At 68.6% G+C, this 16,285-nt stretch carries 15 protein-coding genes; 9 read left to right on the top strand and 6 right to left on the bottom strand.

The window, feature by feature from the left end:
- Positions 1-68: 68 nt before the first annotated feature.
- Positions 69-1,421, top strand: coding sequence for an IS4 family transposase (locus ABZ345_RS07485; protein ID WP_359843981.1), 1,353 nt, complete (start codon positions 69-71; stop codon positions 1,419-1,421).
- A gap of 118 nt (positions 1,422-1,539) precedes the next feature.
- Here ABZ345_RS07485 and ABZ345_RS07490 read toward each other — a convergent pair whose 3' ends face one another.
- From ABZ345_RS07490 to ABZ345_RS07500, 3 genes are all read right to left on the bottom strand, one after another.
- Complete coding sequence (locus tag ABZ345_RS07490; RefSeq protein WP_359843983.1) at positions 1,540-2,022, bottom strand: hypothetical protein; 483 nt, start codon at positions 2,020-2,022, stop codon at positions 1,540-1,542.
- A 70-nt stretch (positions 2,023-2,092) separates the two neighbouring features.
- Positions 2,093-2,377 carry a hypothetical protein gene (locus tag ABZ345_RS07495; RefSeq protein WP_359843985.1) on the bottom strand — a complete coding sequence of 95 codons (285 nt, stop codon included), beginning with the start codon at positions 2,375-2,377 and terminating at the stop codon, positions 2,093-2,095.
- Positions 2,378-2,472: 95 nt separating this feature from the next.
- Complete coding sequence (locus ABZ345_RS07500) at positions 2,473-3,825, bottom strand: alpha-amylase family protein (RefSeq protein ID WP_359843987.1); 1,353 nt, start codon at positions 3,823-3,825, stop codon at positions 2,473-2,475.
- A 50-nt stretch (positions 3,826-3,875) separates the two neighbouring features.
- Here ABZ345_RS07500 and ABZ345_RS07505 point away from each other — a divergent pair, with 50 nt between their 5' ends.
- The 8 genes from ABZ345_RS07505 to ABZ345_RS07540 all read left to right on the top strand — a co-directional run bounded on the left by ABZ345_RS07505 (position 3,876) and on the right by ABZ345_RS07540 (position 12,462).
- Positions 3,876-4,367 (top strand): GNAT family protein, encoded by a 492-nt coding sequence (locus ABZ345_RS07505; protein ID WP_359843989.1) that lies wholly within the window; start codon positions 3,876-3,878, stop codon positions 4,365-4,367.
- A 32-nt stretch (positions 4,368-4,399) separates the two neighbouring features.
- Positions 4,400-6,448 carry a threonine--tRNA ligase gene (gene thrS / locus ABZ345_RS07510; RefSeq protein ID WP_359843991.1) on the top strand — a complete coding sequence of 683 codons (2,049 nt, stop codon included), beginning with the start codon at positions 4,400-4,402 and terminating at the stop codon, positions 6,446-6,448.
- Positions 6,445-6,993 carry an HIT domain-containing protein gene (locus ABZ345_RS07515; RefSeq protein ID WP_359843993.1) on the top strand — a complete coding sequence of 183 codons (549 nt, stop codon included), beginning with the start codon at positions 6,445-6,447 and terminating at the stop codon, positions 6,991-6,993. Before thrS ends, ABZ345_RS07515 begins: the two co-directional genes overlap by 4 nt.
- Positions 6,994-7,284: 291 nt before the next feature.
- The gene (locus ABZ345_RS07520) at positions 7,285-8,124 is read left to right on the top strand and encodes a helix-turn-helix transcriptional regulator (protein WP_359843994.1); all 840 of its coding nucleotides are present in this window, start codon (positions 7,285-7,287) and stop codon (positions 8,122-8,124) included.
- A gap of 728 nt (positions 8,125-8,852) precedes the next feature.
- Positions 8,853-9,455: a phosphatidylinositol phosphate synthase gene (pgsA, locus tag ABZ345_RS07525; RefSeq protein ID WP_359843996.1), complete on the top strand. Its 603-nt coding sequence runs from the start codon at positions 8,853-8,855 to the stop codon at positions 9,453-9,455.
- Positions 9,452-10,354 carry a phosphatidylinositol mannoside acyltransferase gene (locus tag ABZ345_RS07530; RefSeq protein ID WP_359843998.1) on the top strand — a complete coding sequence of 301 codons (903 nt, stop codon included), beginning with the start codon at positions 9,452-9,454 and terminating at the stop codon, positions 10,352-10,354. Before pgsA ends, ABZ345_RS07530 begins: the two co-directional genes overlap by 4 nt.
- Positions 10,355-10,367: 13 nt before the next feature.
- Entirely contained in the window at positions 10,368-11,480 is a 1,113-nt protein-coding gene (locus ABZ345_RS07535) for a glycosyltransferase family 4 protein (RefSeq protein WP_359844000.1), read from the top strand.
- A 34-nt stretch (positions 11,481-11,514) separates the two neighbouring features.
- Positions 11,515-12,462 carry an NUDIX domain-containing protein gene (locus ABZ345_RS07540; RefSeq protein WP_359844002.1) on the top strand — a complete coding sequence of 316 codons (948 nt, stop codon included), beginning with the start codon at positions 11,515-11,517 and terminating at the stop codon, positions 12,460-12,462.
- A gap of 15 nt (positions 12,463-12,477) precedes the next feature.
- Here the strand turns inward: ABZ345_RS07540 and ABZ345_RS07545 are convergent, their stop codons facing one another.
- The 3 genes from ABZ345_RS07545 to ABZ345_RS07555 form a co-directional block, all read right to left on the bottom strand.
- The gene (locus ABZ345_RS07545) at positions 12,478-13,953 is read right to left on the bottom strand and encodes an NB-ARC domain-containing protein (protein ID WP_359844004.1); all 1,476 of its coding nucleotides are present in this window, start codon (positions 13,951-13,953) and stop codon (positions 12,478-12,480) included.
- Positions 13,954-14,026: 73 nt separating this feature from the next.
- Positions 14,027-15,247 (bottom strand): DUF4241 domain-containing protein, encoded by a 1,221-nt coding sequence (locus ABZ345_RS07550; RefSeq protein WP_359844006.1) that lies wholly within the window; start codon positions 15,245-15,247, stop codon positions 14,027-14,029.
- A gap of 43 nt (positions 15,248-15,290) precedes the next feature.
- Entirely contained in the window at positions 15,291-16,283 is a 993-nt protein-coding gene (locus ABZ345_RS07555; RefSeq protein ID WP_359844008.1) for a TIGR03842 family LLM class F420-dependent oxidoreductase, read from the bottom strand.
- Positions 16,284-16,285 lie beyond the last annotated feature (2 nt).

Genomic DNA, 16,285 nt, shown 5'->3' on the forward strand with positions numbered 1-16,285 from the left:
GCTGAGATGGGCAACGGGGTTCCTGCTAGAACAACGTCGACCAAGAGCGTTGAACAGCAGGAACCCCGTTGGAACACCAGTCTGTCATCACCCGCTGCATCCGGGTGGCCCAGGGCCGTTTCGCGCCTGGCCACCTCGGTGAACTGACCCGCCTGATCCCGTTCGAGATGGTCGACGACGCACTCGCCTCGACCAGAACAACCCAGCGGCGGTTGCGAGAGTTGCCGTCCCGTGTGGTCGTCTACCTGCTCATCGCGGCCGGCCTGTTCGCCGAGCTGGGCTACTGCCAGGTGTGGGCGCGGCTGGTCGCCGGGCTGGACGGCATCGCGGTCGCGTCCCCGAGTTCCTCGGCACTGGGCCAGGCTCGCCGCCGGGTCGGAGCCGCGCCGCTGGCCGCGGTGTTCGATCTGCTCGCCGGTCCCGCGGCCGGCGCGGCCCGGTGGCGGACGCTGCTGGTCTGCGCGATCGACAGCACCACCCTGTTCGTCCCGGACAGCGACGCCAACCTGACCCGGTTCCCTTACCAGGGCGGCGGAAACGGCCCGTCCGGCTATCCGATGCTGCGGCTGATGGCCGTGGTCGCGTGCGGCACCCGCACCGTCATCGACATCGCGTTCGGGTCCTGGCGCATCGGCGAGATCAGCATGGCGCCCCGCCTGTTCGGGTGTCTGCGGCCCGGGATGCTGTTGCTGGCCGACCGCAACTTCGCCGTCGCCGACCTGATCGGGCGCATCGCCTGCACCGGAGCGGATCTGCTCATCCGCGCCAAGACCAACCGGGTCCTGCCCGCGATCGCCCGGCTGCCCGACGGATCCTGGCTGTCCCGGCTGGGCGGGGTCGAGGTCCGGGTGATCGAGGCAGAGATCACCGCCACCCTCGGTGGCCGCAAGCAGCACACCGGCCACTACCGGCTGGTCACCACACTCACCGACCACCGCCGCTATCCCGCCACCGAGATCGTCGCCCTCTACCACCAGCGCTGGGAGATCGAGACCGCGTTCCTGGAGATGAAATCCACCCTGCTGGGCGGCCGGGTCCTGCGCGCACATACCCCGGCCGGAATCGAGCAGGAGATCTACGCCCTGCTCTCGGGCTATCAAGCATTACGGCTCGCGATGGCCGACGCCCTGCTCGGACACGACGCCGCACCTGACCGGGCCGGGTTCACCATCGCGCTCAACGCGGCCCGCGACCAGCTCGTCCTGGCCACAGGAGTCATCGCGGACACGGTCGTGGACCTGGTCGGCGCGATCGGCACAGCAGTGCGAGCCGGACTGCTCACCCGCCGCCGCACCCGCGTCTGCCCACGAGTGGTCAAACGCGCCATCTCCAAACACCGCGCCAAAGGCCAGATCGACCGCACCAACTACCAAGCGACGATCACCATCACGATCATCACCGAGTTGACACACGACCCATGAGCCCTAACTTCCCGGCATTGGGACTAATCCTGCCGTGGCGTGCGTTCCTGGTTTGGGGAGCGCGCGACTCGCGTCGTCGGGGACTCGGGCAGAACGTGAGTCGCGCGCTCGGTCGGGGTCACCGCTCGAAGCGGTCACCGCGGTCGTTGAACGGACCGCGCTGCTCGAAGCGGTCACCCCGGTCGCCGCGGTCGGGACCGCGGTCGTACATGCGCACGTGTCCTGGGCCGCCGCGGTGGTCCATCCGGTTGGCCGCGATCGCTCCCACGATGCCGCCGCCGAGCACGAGTCCCAGCAGACCCACGGCGACCAGCTGGGTGGCGCGGTGCCCGGCGAAACGCCTGGCGCGGCCAGGCCTGGCGGGTGCCGCCGGAGGGACCGGTGCCGCCGCCGGTGGGACCGGTGCCGCCGCCGGTGAGGGTTCTGCCGCTGTCGCCGCCGGGTGGCCCGGGTCGGGCTGTGCCGGGGCGGGCTGCTGACCAGGCGTGGCCGGTGCGTCGGCGGGCAGCGGGGTCGTTGCCTGGTCCGCTGCAGGCTGGGCCGCCTGCGGGTCTTTCCTCGACGGCTCCTGCGGTGGAGGCGTCGGTCCCTGCTCGCTCATGTCCTCAACGATGCGCCGTTCGGCTGATAACAGCCTGACAGCCGCCTGTTCGTTTCCTGAAGCCGGTGAATCAGGCCGTGCAGACGCCGTGGCGGAGCGATTCGGGCAGGTCAGCGCCTCGCGACGAGTTCAGCACCGGGCGCGTGGCGGTGAAGATGTGGCGCTGGTCGGCATAGGTGGCGCCGAAGAGCTCAGGATCAAGAGCGCCCGACCACACGAAGTGCAACGTCGTGCGCGTGCCGTCACGTGCGTCGCGGCGCGCGTAGTGGTCGCGCAGGTCGGCGTACAACAAGCGCAATTCAGCACGGTTGGACTCGGTCAGGTGGACCGGGCATTCGACGACCAGGTCGTGCATCGGAGCTCCTAACGCGGCGGGCCGGGCGTGTACCACGGCACACAGACTGCTCGCCCGGCCCACCGAGACGCATCCGAAAAACCACTCAGAGCCGTCTACGTATGAATCGCGAACGAGGAGTGTGGTTGCACGACGAACGTGAACCACCCGGACGAGCTGACGGTCGTGCAGCCGCCGAAACCGGACACGTCGCAGTACTGACCCGCCGGCATCGACGTCTGGAACGACCTGTCGGACACGGCCTGGTCCGAGTCGTTGATGACCACGTAGCCGCGGTCGCCACGGCCGAACGCGATCACGTCGTTCCCGTCGTCCCACCAGCCTGTGACGCTCGTGCCGCGCGTTGCGTTCCGGAAACCGACCATTCCTTCGAACTGCCGGTGCTCGCACAGCCAAGCCGACCCGCAGGAGACGTCCGAGATCCGGCCGTTGGACTCCTGCGGCGGGCCCTGGTCGTTGGACGAGTACGCGTACCCGGACATCAGCGCGGGCGTTCCGTACGGCCACGCGAGCATGAACGTGTTCGCGGTCGTGTACCGGCGTCCATCCCGATAGGACAGGGTCGAGCCGTCGCGCTGCGTGTCGTGGTTGTCCACGAACACCACGGCCTGTGACGACGGCAGGTAGCCCCAGCCCTCGCCGTAGTTCTTCAGGTACGCGAGCTTCTCGTTGTTGAAGACGCGCTTGAGGTCCCGCGCGTACCGGAACTCGTGCACATCGCCGTTGCCCGTGTACTCACCAGGCCCGATGGGCTCGCCGGAGCCGTAGATGACCTCCTGCACGATGTACGCCGGCCTCGACAGCCGCGACTTGATCGCCGCGATGTCCGCCGCCGGCATGTGCTTCGAGGCGTCCAGCCGGAACCCGTCGACGCCGAGCGAGAGCAGGTCGTTCAGGTACGCGGTGATCCGGTCGCGGACGTAGGTGGTGTCGGTGGCCAGGTCCGCGAGGTTCACCAACTCGCAGTTCTGGACCTCCCACCGGTCGCCGTAGTTGACGATGTCGTCGTTGCCGTTGCGTCCGCAGTGGTGGAAGTCCCACGACGCGTACGTGCCGGGGTGGTCGTAGTGCGTGTACGAGGAACCGGCCCAGCCGGTGCCACTGCCGCCGGTCGTGTGGTTGATCACGGCGTCGACCAGCACCTTCACGCCCGCGTTGTGGCACGCGGTGACCATCGAGGCGAACTCGGCGCGCGTCCCCAGCCGTGACTCGATCTTGTACGAGACCGGCTGGTACTGCGTCCACCACTGCGGGCCCGTCACGTGCTCCTGCGGCGGCGAGACCTGCACGTAGCCGTAGTTCGTGAGCCGCGGGCACTCCGCGGCGACGGACCGCCAATTCCACTCGAAGAGCTGAACTATCACGTCCCGGGGGCCTGCAGGGGCCGCCGAGACCACAGGCGCGGAGAGCGCGCCCAGCACCATTGCCAGGACCAACAGTAACCGCATCGCTGCACGCTAAGCAGAAACCACTTGCGGGCACCAGCTTCGATAGGACCATGGAACTCGTACCGCTCCGCCCGGAGTTCGCCCCGCAGATGCTCGCCGGTGGCCCTCACAACGATGAGGTCAACCGGCTCACGGGCACGCATGCGACGTTCGAGCTGGCGGACTACGAGGCGTACATCGAGCGCACGCTGAACGACCCGAACCGCTACACCCGCGCCATCACCGAGGACGGCAGGTTCCTCGGTGAGGTGGTGCTGACCATCAACGAGCACAACAGGTCCGCGGGCATGCGGATCGCGCTCTGGGACGGCTTCGGCAAGGGTTACGGCACGGTCGCGATCAAGCACGTCCTCGACCACGCGTTCACCGTCCGGAACCTCCACCGGGTGGATCTCGAGGTGTACGAGTTCAACGACCGGGCGATCCACGTGTACAAGAAGCTCGGCTTCCGCGAGGAGGGCCGTCTTCGCGACGCCCTGCTCTGGGACGGCGAGTTCTACGACGCGATCGTCATGTCGGTTTTGAGCACCGATAACATCTGATCCGCAAACCAATCTTCTATCTAGGAGTCACCGTGTCCGAGTCGCGCCCAGCAGTCGCCCAGAACCCGCCTCGCGTGGTGGTTCCGGCTGGGACGACGGCGGGCACGGCCGTGCGCGAGGCGGGGCTGCCCGGCAAGGGCTCCGACGCGATCGTCGTCGTGAAGGACGCCGAGGGCCACCTGCGCGACCTGTCGTGGACCCCGCAGGTCGACGTCGAGGTCGAGGCCGTCGCCGCGGACACCGAGGACGGCCGCAGCGTCATCCGCCACTCCGCCGCGCACGTGCTGGCGCAGGCGGTGCAGCAGCAGTTCCCCGAGGCCAAGCTCGGCATCGGCCCGCCCGTGAAGGACGGTTTCTACTACGACTTCCAGGTCGACAAGCCGTTCACCCCGGAGGACCTGCAGGCGCTGGAGAAGCGCATGAAGCAGATCATCAAGGGCGCGCAGCGGTTCTCGCGTCGCGTGGTCGAGTCGGTGGACGCCGCGAAGTCCGAGCTGGCGAAAGAGCCGTTCAAGCTGGAGCTCGTCGACATCAAGAGCGACGTCGACACCAGCGAGATCATGGAGGTCGGCGGCGGCGAGCTGACGATCTACGACAACCTCGACCCGCGCTCCGGTGAGCAGGTGTGGGGCGACCTGTGCCGCGGCCCGCACGTGCCGACCACCAAGCACATCCCGGCGTTCAAGCTGACCCGCGTCGCCGCCGCGTACTGGCGGGGCAACGAGAACAACCCGCAGCTGCAGCGCATCTACGGCACCGCGTGGGAGTCGCAGGAGGCGCAGGACGCGTACCTGGAGCGGCTGGCCGAGGCCGAGCGCCGCGACCACCGCAAGCTGGGTGTCGAGCTGGACCTGTTCTCGTTCCCGGACGAGATCGGCTCCGGCCTCGCGGTGTTCCACCCCAAGGGCGGCATCATCCGCAAGGCCATGGAGGACTACTCCCGGCAGCGGCACACCGAGGCCGGCTACGAGTTCGTGTACTCGCCGCACATCACCAAGGGCAATCTGTTCGAGGTCTCCGGTCACCTGGACTGGTACAAGGACGGCATGTACCCGGCGATGCACCTCGACGCCGAGCTCAACGAGGACGGCACCGTTCGCAAGCCGGGTCAGGACTACTACCTGAAGCCGATGAACTGCCCGTTCCACGACCTGATCTTCAAGTCGCGCGGGCGTTCGTACCGCGAGCTGCCGTTGCGCATGTTCGAGTTCGGCTCGGTGTACCGCTACGAGAAGTCCGGCGTCGTGCACGGCCTCACCCGAGTGCGCGGCATGACGCAGGACGACGCGCACATCTTCTGCACCAAGGACCAGATCCGCGACGAGCTGAAGTCGCTGCTGACCTTCGTGCTGGACCTGCTGCGCGACTACGGCCTGGACGACTTCTACCTGGAGCTCTCGACCAAGAACCCCGAGAAGTACGTGGGCGCGGACGAGATCTGGGACGAGGCGACCGAGACGCTCGCGTCGGTGGCCCGCGACTCCGGTCTGGAACTCGTGCCGGATCCCGGTGGCGCCGCGTTCTACGGCCCGAAGATCTCGGTGCAGTGCCGTGACGCGCTGGGCCGCACCTGGCAGATGTCGACGATCCAGCTCGACTTCAACCTGCCCGAGCGGTTCGAGCTCGAGTACACCGGGCCCGACGGCTCGCGCGTGCGTCCGGTCATGATCCACCGCGCGCTGTTCGGCTCGGTGGAGCGGTTCTTCGGCGTGCTGACCGAGCACTACGCGGGCGCGTTCCCGGCGTGGCTCGCTCCGGTGCAGGTCGTGGGCATCCCGGTGACCAGCGAGAACGCCGACCACCTGTTCGCGGTGCGTGAAGTCCTCAAGGGCAAGGGCATCCGGGTCGACGTGGACGCCTCGGACGACCGCATGCAGAAGAAGATCCGCAACCACACCCTGCAGAAGGTGCCGTTCATGCTCCTGGCCGGCGCCAAGGACGTGGAGGCGAACGCGGTGTCGTTCCGGTTCCGCGACGGCACGCAGATCAACGGCGTGCCGGTCGAGCGGGCCGTCGAGCAGATCGTCGACTGGGTGCAGCGTCGCGACAACGCCTCGCCCACGGCGGAACTGCTCTCGTGACGTCTGAGTTTTCCGAACAGGACGGTGTCGGGGTCCACGACGCTTTGCAGCGTTTGTGGACCCCGCACCGCTTGTCTTATGTGAAGGGCGAGGGCAAGGCACTCGGTGATGAGCCCGAGGGCTGTCCGTTCTGCCGTGTTGTCGAGCTGGACGACTCGGCGGGGCTGATCATCGCGCGCGGTGCCGAGGTCTTCGCGGTTTTGAACCTTTACCCGTACAACCCCGGTCATCTGATGGTGCTGCCGTATCGGCATGTACCGGACTACACGGATCTGACTCTGTCGGAGACGGCGGAGTTCGCGTCGTTCACGCAGAAGGCGATGCGGGTGGCGCGGCACGTGGCGGCGCCGCACGGGTTCAACGTCGGCATGAACCAGGGTGTCGTCGCGGGGGCCGGGATCGCCGCTCACCTGCACCAGCACGTCGTTCCGAGGTGGGGCGGGGACGCGAACTTCATGCCGGTCATCGGGCACACCAAGGTGTTGCCGCAGTTGCTCGGCGAGACTCGAGACCTGCTCGCGGACGGCTGGAAGGCTGTCGACTAAACGCTGCGTTTAGCCGCCTGAACTGCGTGATTGAAATCCGTACCAATTCGTGGACAAAAGAGTGACAAAAACCACCCACGTTGTCGTGACTGGGCAATCCGCACGGTTTCCACGCGGCACGGAATAGGCTCGTTACAACTTTCGGGTGCATTTGGTCAACCGATCGAGACGTATCGCCAGCACAAAGCGATTCCAGGTAGGTGAGATCACCCACCTGGAGGTGTCAACTGGAAGTCAAGTCCCCGCCGATGGCCGATCGTCTGAACGTGCACACATGGTTACGGTGCGAACATGACCGCACCTGAGCGTTCGCGATTAGCGAGAGAACGGCTTTCGCGTGAGTTACGCCGGTTGCGCACCGAGGCGAAGATGACCGGCACGGCCACCGCTCGTGCCACAGGGATGAGCCAGTCAAAGCTGTCGAAGATCGAGAACGGCATGCTGCTCCCGTCCGTCACCGACGTGGAGCGTCTCGTCGCAGAACTGGCAGCGACGAGAGAGACGCGCATCGAACTGGTCGAACTCGCCAGGTCGCTGCACGCGGAGGCGGAAACCCGCCGCGTCGTGCTGCACCGAGGGGCGCACCGCCACCAGCAGACGATCACCCGCGTGGAGGCCCGCGCTGCGACATCGAGGTTCTTCCAGGTCAACCTGGTTCCCGCGCTGCTGCAGTCCGAGTCCTACCTGAGGATCGTGCTGGGGACGATGCCGCAGTCGGAGCAGGAGGCCGCGGTGGCCGCACTGCGCATCCGGCGTTCCCGCATGGACGACCTGGCCAAGCAGTTCGTGTTCTTGATGTCCGAGGGCGCGCTGCGCTGGCGAATGGGTTCGGCGGATCTGATGGCGGAACAGGTGGAGCACCTGGCCGCGATCCAGCGCCGCCCGAACGTCCGCCTGGGCGTCGTGCCCTGGTCGGCGGACGCGAACGTGGTCGCCTTGCACGGTTTCCACATCTACGACGAACGCGTGGTCACGGTCAGCGTGCTCACCGGCAACGCCACCATCACCGACCCGCTGGACGTGCGCGAGTACCTCGCGTTGTTCGGCAGGCTGGAACGGCTGGCGCTGCGGGGTGAGGAGCTGCAGGCGTTGCTGAAACGGATCGCCGAGGACCATCGGCGGCTCAGCTAGTACGGAGGGTCGCTCGCGGGTGCTGTCAATCACCGGACGGCGCTCGCCGGCAAGCTTCCTCGCGTTGGGGGCTGTAGGGGGAATCTCGCGGGTGCCGCCTCACTCGCGAGCGGTTGGGTACCGCGCGTGGCGCCGCCGTAGTCGCCGCAATCGCACCGCTTCGCCCCGCGAACGAGAGTTCGTCGCGAACTTGGGCGGGTGTGTGGCGATGACGCCATCTCATCCGTGAGCGGTTGAGCGCCGCAGGGTGTTGCCGCGCTCGCTGTGATCACATCGTCTCGGCGTGCGAACGGGGGCGTGTAGTGAACCTGGGCGGATGTGTGGCGGCGATGCCAACTCCTCGCCCGCGAGCGCTTCGGCGCCACGCAGGGGCGCCGCCGCGGTCGCTGCGATGACACTGCTTCGCCGTGCGGGTGGGGGCGTGTAGTGAACCTGGGCGGGTGTGTGGCCTTGACGTCGCCTCCTCACCTGCGAGTGGTTGGGCGCCGCCGCAGTCGCTGCAATCGCACCGCTTCGCCGCGCGAACGGAGCGTGTCGCGAACCGGGCGGGTGTGCGGCGTTGCGCCACCTCCTCACCTGCGAGCGGTCCAGCGCCGCAGTCGCTGCAATGCACCGCTTCGCCCCGTGAACGGGGACGTGTCGCGAACCTGGGCGGGTGTGTGGCGATGACGTCACCTCCTCACCCGCGAGCAGTGCGTTTCAGCAGTCCAGCTAGGCTGCGACACGCCATGCTGAACATCTTCGCTCGCGCGTCCGTCTCGCGCGTCACCGATCCGATCGGGGCGTGGTTGCTGGCGCGTGGCCTCACGCCCAACGCGGTCACCGTGGCCGGCACGGCCGGTGCCGTCGCCAGTGCGCTGTGGTTCATCCCCCGCGGGCAGCTGTTCCTCGGCTGTGCGCTGGTCACGTTCTTCGTGCTGCTCGACCTGATCGACGGGGCCATGGCCCGCGCGCAGGGGCCCACGAAGTTCGGTGCCGTGCTCGACGCCACCTGCGACCGCATCGCGGACGGGGCGCTGTTCGCCGCGCTCACCTGGTACGCGTTCGACACCGGCAACCGGTGGACCGCCGCTGCCGGGTTCATCTGCCTGGTCGCCTCGCAGGTCATCTCGTACGTGAAGGCTCGCGCCGAGGCGTCTGGGCTCAGCGCGGACGGCGGGCTGGCCGAGCGGGCCGAGCGCTTCATCGTCGCGCTGGTCGGCGCCGGGGTGCAGGGGCTCGGCGTGCCGCACCTCATGGACATCTCGCTGTGGCTGCTCGCGGTCATGACGGTGGCGACGGTGCTGCAGCGGATCTTCGCCGTCGCGAAGTCGGCGCGGGAGGCCGCGTGAACCTCGCGACCCTCGGGTACACGGCCGGGTGGCGGCTCATCCGCCTGTTGCCGGAGACGTGGGCGAGAGCGTTGTTCAACGCGGGCGCGGACTTCGCGGCCAAACGCGGGGGTTCGAGCGTCGCGCAGTTGCGCACCAACCTGCGCCGGGTCGTGCCGCAGGCCGGTGAGGAGGAGCTCGACGAGCTCGTCCGCGACTCGCTGCGGTCGTACGCGCGCTACTGGTGCGAGGCGTTCCGGCTGCCGTCGATGGACCTGCGTGCCGCCTACGAGAAGTGCGACTCGCAGGTGTCCGGCGTGGAGAACCTCGACGCGGCGCTGAAGAACGGCACCGGCGCGGTCGTCGCCCTCCCGCACAGCGGCAACTGGGACATGGCCGGTGTCTGGCTCGTCGGCCACTCCGGCACGTTCACCACGGTCGCCGAGCGGTTGAAGCCCGAGTCGCTGTACCGCAGGTTCGTGGAGTTCCGCGAGACCCTCGGCTTCGAGGTGCTGCCGCTCAACGGCGGCGACCGTCCACCCGCGACGGTGCTGGCCGAGCGGCTGCGGTCCAACAAGGTCGTGTGCCTGCTGGCCGACCGCGACCTGACGTCGTCCGGCGTGCCCGTCACGTTCTTCGGCGAGCAGACCCTGATGCCCGCGGGCCCCGCGCACCTGGCCGCGACGACGGGCGCCGCGCTGATGCCGGTCGGCTGCTGGTTCACCGAGGACGGCTGGCACTTCCGCATCCACCCGCCGATCAAGGTGAGCACCGTCCAGGCCGCCACGCAGGCCATCGCCGACGTGTTCGCCGCCGACATCGCCGCGCACCCCGCCGACTGGCACATGCTCCAGAAGCTGTGGCTCAACGATCTGCCGGAGAGTCGCCGTGCCGCGCTGGCCAGGAGGCTCTCGCGGTGAAGGTCGTGGCCAGATGAAGATCGGAATCGTCTGCCCGTACTCCTTCGACGTGCCAGGGGGAGTGCAGGCCCACGTCGTCGACCTCGCGCGCGCCCTCATCGGCCTCGGGCACACCGTGAACGTCCTGGCGCCGGCCGACGACGACCAGGCGCTGCCGGACTTCGTCACCTCCGCCGGACGCGCGGTCGGCATCCCGTACAACGGTTCGGTGGCCCGGCTCAGCTTCGGCCCCGTGTCCTATGCGCGGGTCCGCCGCTGGATCGACGAGCACCAGTTCGACGTCCTGCACCTGCACGAGCCCACCGCGCCGTCGCTGTCGTTCCTCGCGCTGGTGGTCGCCGACGGCCCGATCGTCGCGACCTTCCACACCTCGACGCCGCGCTCCAAGATGCTGTCGGCGTTCCAAGGCGTGCTGCAGCCGTTCCTGGAGAAGGTCACCGCCCGCATCGCCGTCTCCGCGCTGGCCCGCCGCGTCCAGGTCGAGCACCTGGGCGGCGACGCGGTCGAGATCCCGAACGGCGTGGACGTCGACTTCTTCGCGTCCGCGTCCACTTTGGACGGTTACCCGCGCCCCGGCGGCACGATCGGCTTCGTCGGCCGCTACGACGAGCCGCGCAAGGGCATGCCCGTGTTGTGGGAGGCGTTCGGCCTGATCGCCGACGAGTTCCCCGACGTCAGGCTGCTCGTCGTGGGCCGTGGCGAGGCCACGTTCGACGGCCCGTTCGCCGACCGGGTCGACCTGCTCGGCCAGGTCGACGACGTGGAGAAGGCCCGGATGCTGCGCAGCTGCGACGTCTACGTGGCCCCGAACACCGGCGGCGAGTCCTTCGGCATCATCCTCACCGAGGCCATGTCCGCCGGCACCGCTGTGGTGGCTTCCGATCTCGACGCGTTCCGCCGTGTCCTCGAGGACGGCAAGGCGGGCGCGCTCTTCCCGGTGGGCGACGCGGCCGCGCTGGCCGAGGCTTTGCGTTCGGTGCTGCGGGACTCGGCGTTGCGCGCCGAGTACGTCGACCTAGCCTCCCAACGGGTGCAGGCCTTCGACTGGTCCGTGGTGGCGAGCCAGGTCCTGCGCGTCTACGAGACCGCGATCGCCGCCGATCCGCGCCGGGTGAGCGAGGCATGACCGCCGACTCGCGTCCTGTGGGGTCGCCCCGGCCATGACCACCGCTCTCATCGTCGTCCTAGCCACGCTCCTGCTGTCCGCCTGGATCCTGTCCATCGCGAACCGCCTCGACCGCCTGCACGTCCGCACCGACGCCGCCTGGGCAGCCCTGGACGCCGCCCTGGCCCGCCGCGCCGTCGTCACCCGCGCCCTGCTGGACCCCGCGCTGTCGGCCGCCGCGTCCCGCGCCGAATCAGCTTCTCGCGCGGACCGCGAACTGGCCGAGAACGAACTCTCCGGCCAGCTGGGCGCCCTGGACCGGTCTTCTGTGGCTCCTGCACTGGCGGCCGAACTGGCCGACGCCGAGGAACGAGTCGTGCTGGCCCGCCGCGTGCACAACGACGCCGTCCGCGACACCCTCGTGCAACGCCGCCGTCGCATCGTCCGCTGGCTGCGCCTGTCCGGCACCGCACCCCAGCCGTCGTACTTCGAGATCGCCGAGCCCGCGGCCCCGTCCGACGCCGTGATGCTCACCCCACGCCCGTCCGCCCGCGTCCTGCTGACCGACACGTCCGGCCGTGTGCTGCTGTTCCAGGGCTTCGACCCGGCCCGCCCCCAGGAGCTCTTCTGGTTCACCGTCGGCGGCGGCGTGGAGGACGGCGAGGAACTCCGCGACGCGGCCGTCCGCGAGGCCTTCGAGGAAACCGGTCTGAAGCTCGCGCCGGAGTCGCTCGTCGGCCCGATCTGGCGCCGCCGCGCTGTCTTCAGCTTCGACGGCCAGACGTTTGACGCGGAGGAGTGGTTCTTCCACGCTCAGGTCGATGGCCTGGACGTCGACACGTCGGGGTTCAACGACGTCGAGGAGCACAGCATCTCGGGCTATCGGTGGTGGAGCGCGGAGGAGCTGGAGTCCACAGAGGACACCGTGTATCCGGTGCAACTGGCGGAACTCATGCCCGGCCTCACCGCGGAATGGGACGGCCAGACCCGCACGGTCCGGTGAAGTCGCCGGTGATTCCTACAACTGGGTCTCTTCGTCACGGATCCACGACGTGGTCAGCTCGGGCGGTACGAGGAACATGACGGCGAGCATGGCAAGCGAGTCGAAATACTTCACGATCTCCGTCTGCGGATCCCTTTCCCGAAGGATGTTCACGGCACGGACCAGCTCCTGATTGGAGGTCGTCTGCCACAGCTCTGGCATACGTCGTTCGGCGAGAGCTCGGACGTTCTCAAACAGAACCTCTCCCCGCGGGGTTCCGAGCTCGGGCCATGTCGTCAGCAAGGCGGAGGCGGCGACACGGAGCAGCGACGAGGACGGTCCGTCCGGCCACTCGTCGCGGGTTGCGCGCTGAACGAGCGCGTGCACCCGGACTTCCCGGAACACCGAGGCCATGTCCAGATCGATCAGGCTCAGCCGGTGCAGGCAGGCGAGTCCACCGCGGACGTCGTGCTCGTCGACCTCTCGGCCCACCGCATCGCCGAGGAACCGCAGCACCTCGGGGGACGTGAACACGCACAGCGGGGTTCCGTTGGCGCTCAACACACTGGCGATGTTCAGCAACGGACGCGCGATCCCCTCTGGCGCCATGCTGTCGGCCTGTTCCACCGACAACGACCAGGTCGCGGCCACGGTGGTCTGGTGCTCGTCCGGCAGGCCGTCGCCCTGCGGCAGCACCTTCGCCAGTCGTCGCCGGGCGAACAGCACGCGGTAGCCGGCACAGGAGAGCTGGTTGTCGAGCAGGTACGCGCCGGCCTGTGCCAGCGCGAGCGGCAGGCAGCCCAGGTCTCGCACCAGCTCGCCGGCCGCGTCGAGCAGCCGTTCCGAGTCCGCCAGGACCGTGCGCAGGTAGTCGACGGCCTCGTCCTCGCTGAAGACGCCGACCTCGACCACGCGACGCCGATGTCCGCGCAGCGCCGCATCCCGGCGCCGGGTCGTCACCACGACCCTGCCGTTGTCGTTCGCCGGCGGCCACAGTCCGGTGAGATCGGCAGGGGATTGCACGTCGTCCAGCACCACGAGCCAGCGCGCGTCGGTGCCCGCCAGCCACTCCGGGAACTTCCGCGCGTCCTGCTCCTGTCCGGTCAGCGTCGTGGCCACGTCGGCGTAGCTGGACATCACGGCTTCCCGCGAGCTCGCGGTCACCCAGACCAGCAACTCGATCTCACCCGCGGCCCATGCCCGCTCAGCGAAGTCGGCGGCCAGCTGGGTCTTGCCGACCCCTCCCAGCCCCGATAGCACCGTCGCCTGCACCGGGCCGTCCGGCGTCGGAATCGCGGTGTGCTGACTGTCCAGCGCGGCCGTCAGTTGCGCACTTGCCGTGCGTTGCTGGAACGACGACGCTCGCCGCGGCACCAGCCCGACTCGCAGCGGTAGCCGGGCAGGGCGCGCCGGGGCGTGCTGGTGCAGGTGGACCCCGCCTTCGACGACCCCGGCCTGCACAACCTGCCCCGAGACGTCTTCGGCGCTGTTGGACACCTGGTCGTCCGGCATCGAAGCATTATCGGTTCGCCGCTTGCGGTTTCGGCGAGAGCACCGCCGGGATGCCCCGGACGGAGCAGTCAGGTCAGCTCATCACCTCCTCTGCCACGGGCGTGCAGTGGCGCAGGATCAGCATGTCCGAGACGAAGCACGCGACCTCGCCGGTTGCCGTGCGGCCGATCCAGGTCGGGTAGGAGCCGTCGCCCCAGCCCGAGGCGTAGGCGACGAGGGTGGCGCTCGACGACGGGTCGGGCACCACTGCCGTTCTGGCGCCCCACACGTTGTCGAGGAGGCCTTCGTCGTCGTCGTCGTTGTCGTCGTCGAGGATCTGCTCGAAGGCGGCGAGGGCGGCGGCGTCGAAGAAGCTGCCGGTGCCGGTGTCGACGCCGAAGCCGTAGAAGTGGCCCTCGGGGAGCAGGCGCGGATCTTCGCCTGGCTCCAGCGCCGGCTCCCAGGTCGCGACGGGTAAGTCGGACACGATCAGCTTGGCGGCGGTGACGCGGACGTGGGACGGGTCGTCCTCGAAGCGCAGGAGGCCGAGTTCGACGCGGTAGTCGCCGGGGGCGATCGTGGTCTCGAACGGTTTGAGGCCGTCGTGGATCAACCCCGGATCGGCGGCGATCAGGCGGCCGCTCGGCAGGTGCACGGTGCCGGCTTCGACGACCTCGGTCACGATCGGCCGGTCCACCACCCTCCAGCGCGAACCGGGCGTGAACGCGCGCTCGATGCCGTCGGCGCCCAGCGGCACGGCGGGGCGCCACGGTGGTTCGGCGGACTGCTGAGCTGGATCCTCCGCTACCAGTGGGACGGAGGGCACCTCGGCGAACGACGCCCAGTCGGGGAAGCTCGGCACGGCGGTGAACAACGAGGCGGGGTCCACCGTCGGCTGGGTGTGCATCGAACCGCCGCGTTTGCCTTGCGGCTCAACGATCTGGGTCGACGTGCCGTCTGGCGAGTAGCGGTTCTCGACGAAGGCGGCGTCCTCGGCGAACTCCGGCTGCGAAGGCGATGTGTACGTCCACTCGCGAGTTCGCAAACGAAAGAGTGAACCGTCCAGCACGCGGTATTCGGACATGCGGGTGCGTCTGCCCAGCGAGTCCAGGTGCCACAGTCGTGCGAAACCGGCGGACCAGCAGATCTCGCCGACCCTGACCACGCGTCTGGATTCGGGTTCCAGCAAGCAGAACGCGTACTGCTCGCCGGCGCGGTCACGCTGCTGCGCGACCGCCACCGGGAGCAGGCCCACGATCTTGCGCTCGGCCGGATCCCAGCCCTCGCAGTGCACCACCGACAGGAGTTCGCTCATGCCGAGGACGCTACTGGGCGGGTCTGACAATTTTCGGAGGGTGCTACACCGCTGAGATGATCGAGGCGCCGTAGGCGTCGCGCGTCTTGTCCTTCTCGTCGTGCATCAAGTACAACGCGAAGTTGTCGACGCCGATCTCCTTGAGCTCCTGCAACCGCTCGATGTGCGCGGATTCCGGGCCCACCAGGCAGAAGCGGTCGACGATCGGGTCCGGCACGAAGTCGGTCGACCGGTTGCCCGCCTTGCCGTGGTGGGAGTAGTCGTAGCCCTCGCGGTCCTTGATGTAGTCGGTCAGGGCCTTGGGCACGACACCGGAATCTCCATAGCGGGCAACGAGGTCGGCCACGTGGTTGCCCACCATGCCGCCGAACCACCGCAACTGATCCCGCTGATGGGAGAGATCGGTTCCGACGTAGGCGGGTGCTGCCACGCACATCGTGATGGACGAGGGATCACGCCCGGCCGCGACGGCCGCTTCCCGGACCGAGCCGATCGTCCACCGGGCGATGTCCGGGTCCGCGGTCTGCAGGATGAAGCCGTCGGCCTGCTCACCGACCATCTTCAACGCGCGCGGACCGTAGGCGGCCATCCAGATTTCGAGCTTTCCGTTGCGCACCCAGGGGATCTGCACCGCTGTGCCGTGGTGCTCGACGGAACGCCCCTCGGCCAGTTCCTTGATCACGTGCATCGCCTCACCCAGAGTGGCCAGGGAGGCCGGTTTCTGGCCGATCACGCGGCGGGCCGAGTCGCCCCGGCCGATGCCGCAGACCGTGCGGTTGCCGAACATGTCGTTCAGCGTCGCGAAAAGCGATGCCGTCACCGACCAGTCGCGGGTGGACGGGTTGGTGACCATGGGGCCTACGACGAGATCGCGGGTGGCGGCGAGGATCTGGGAGTAGATGACGAACGGCTCCTGCCACAGCACGCACGAGTCGAAGGTCCAGCCGTAGCGGAAGCCGCAGTCCTCGGCGGCGCGGAGGCCTTCCACCACGTCCCGCGCTGGCGGGTCGGTCTGCAGCACGATGCCGAAGTCCACGG

Origin of the sequence: Lentzea sp. NPDC005914 (assembly GCF_040629405.1) — a bacterium.
Lineage (GTDB): Bacteria > Actinomycetota > Actinomycetes > Mycobacteriales > Pseudonocardiaceae > Lentzea.

Excerpts from the sequence above, each read along its gene's own strand:
- ABZ345_RS07490 (WP_359843983.1), bottom strand. The coding sequence starts at position 2,022 with ATGAGCGAGCAGGGACCGACGCCTCCACCGCAGGAGCCGTCGAGGAAA.
- ABZ345_RS07495 (WP_359843985.1), bottom strand. The coding sequence starts at position 2,377 with ATGCACGACCTGGTCGTCGAATGCCCGGTCCACCTGACCGAGTCCAAC.
- ABZ345_RS07500 (WP_359843987.1), bottom strand. The coding sequence starts at position 3,825 with ATGCGGTTACTGTTGGTCCTGGCAATGGTGCTGGGCGCGCTCTCCGCG.
- ABZ345_RS07505 (WP_359843989.1), top strand. The coding sequence starts at position 3,876 with ATGGAACTCGTACCGCTCCGCCCGGAGTTCGCCCCGCAGATGCTCGCC.
- ABZ345_RS07520 (WP_359843994.1), top strand. The coding sequence starts at position 7,285 with ATGACCGCACCTGAGCGTTCGCGATTAGCGAGAGAACGGCTTTCGCGT.
- pgsA (WP_359843996.1), top strand. The coding sequence starts at position 8,853 with ATGCTGAACATCTTCGCTCGCGCGTCCGTCTCGCGCGTCACCGATCCG.
- ABZ345_RS07535 (WP_359844000.1), top strand. The coding sequence starts at position 10,368 with ATGAAGATCGGAATCGTCTGCCCGTACTCCTTCGACGTGCCAGGGGGA.
- ABZ345_RS07540 (WP_359844002.1), top strand. The coding sequence starts at position 11,515 with ATGACCACCGCTCTCATCGTCGTCCTAGCCACGCTCCTGCTGTCCGCC.
- ABZ345_RS07545 (WP_359844004.1), bottom strand. The coding sequence starts at position 13,953 with ATGCCGGACGACCAGGTGTCCAACAGCGCCGAAGACGTCTCGGGGCAG.
- ABZ345_RS07550 (WP_359844006.1), bottom strand. The coding sequence starts at position 15,247 with ATGAGCGAACTCCTGTCGGTGGTGCACTGCGAGGGCTGGGATCCGGCC.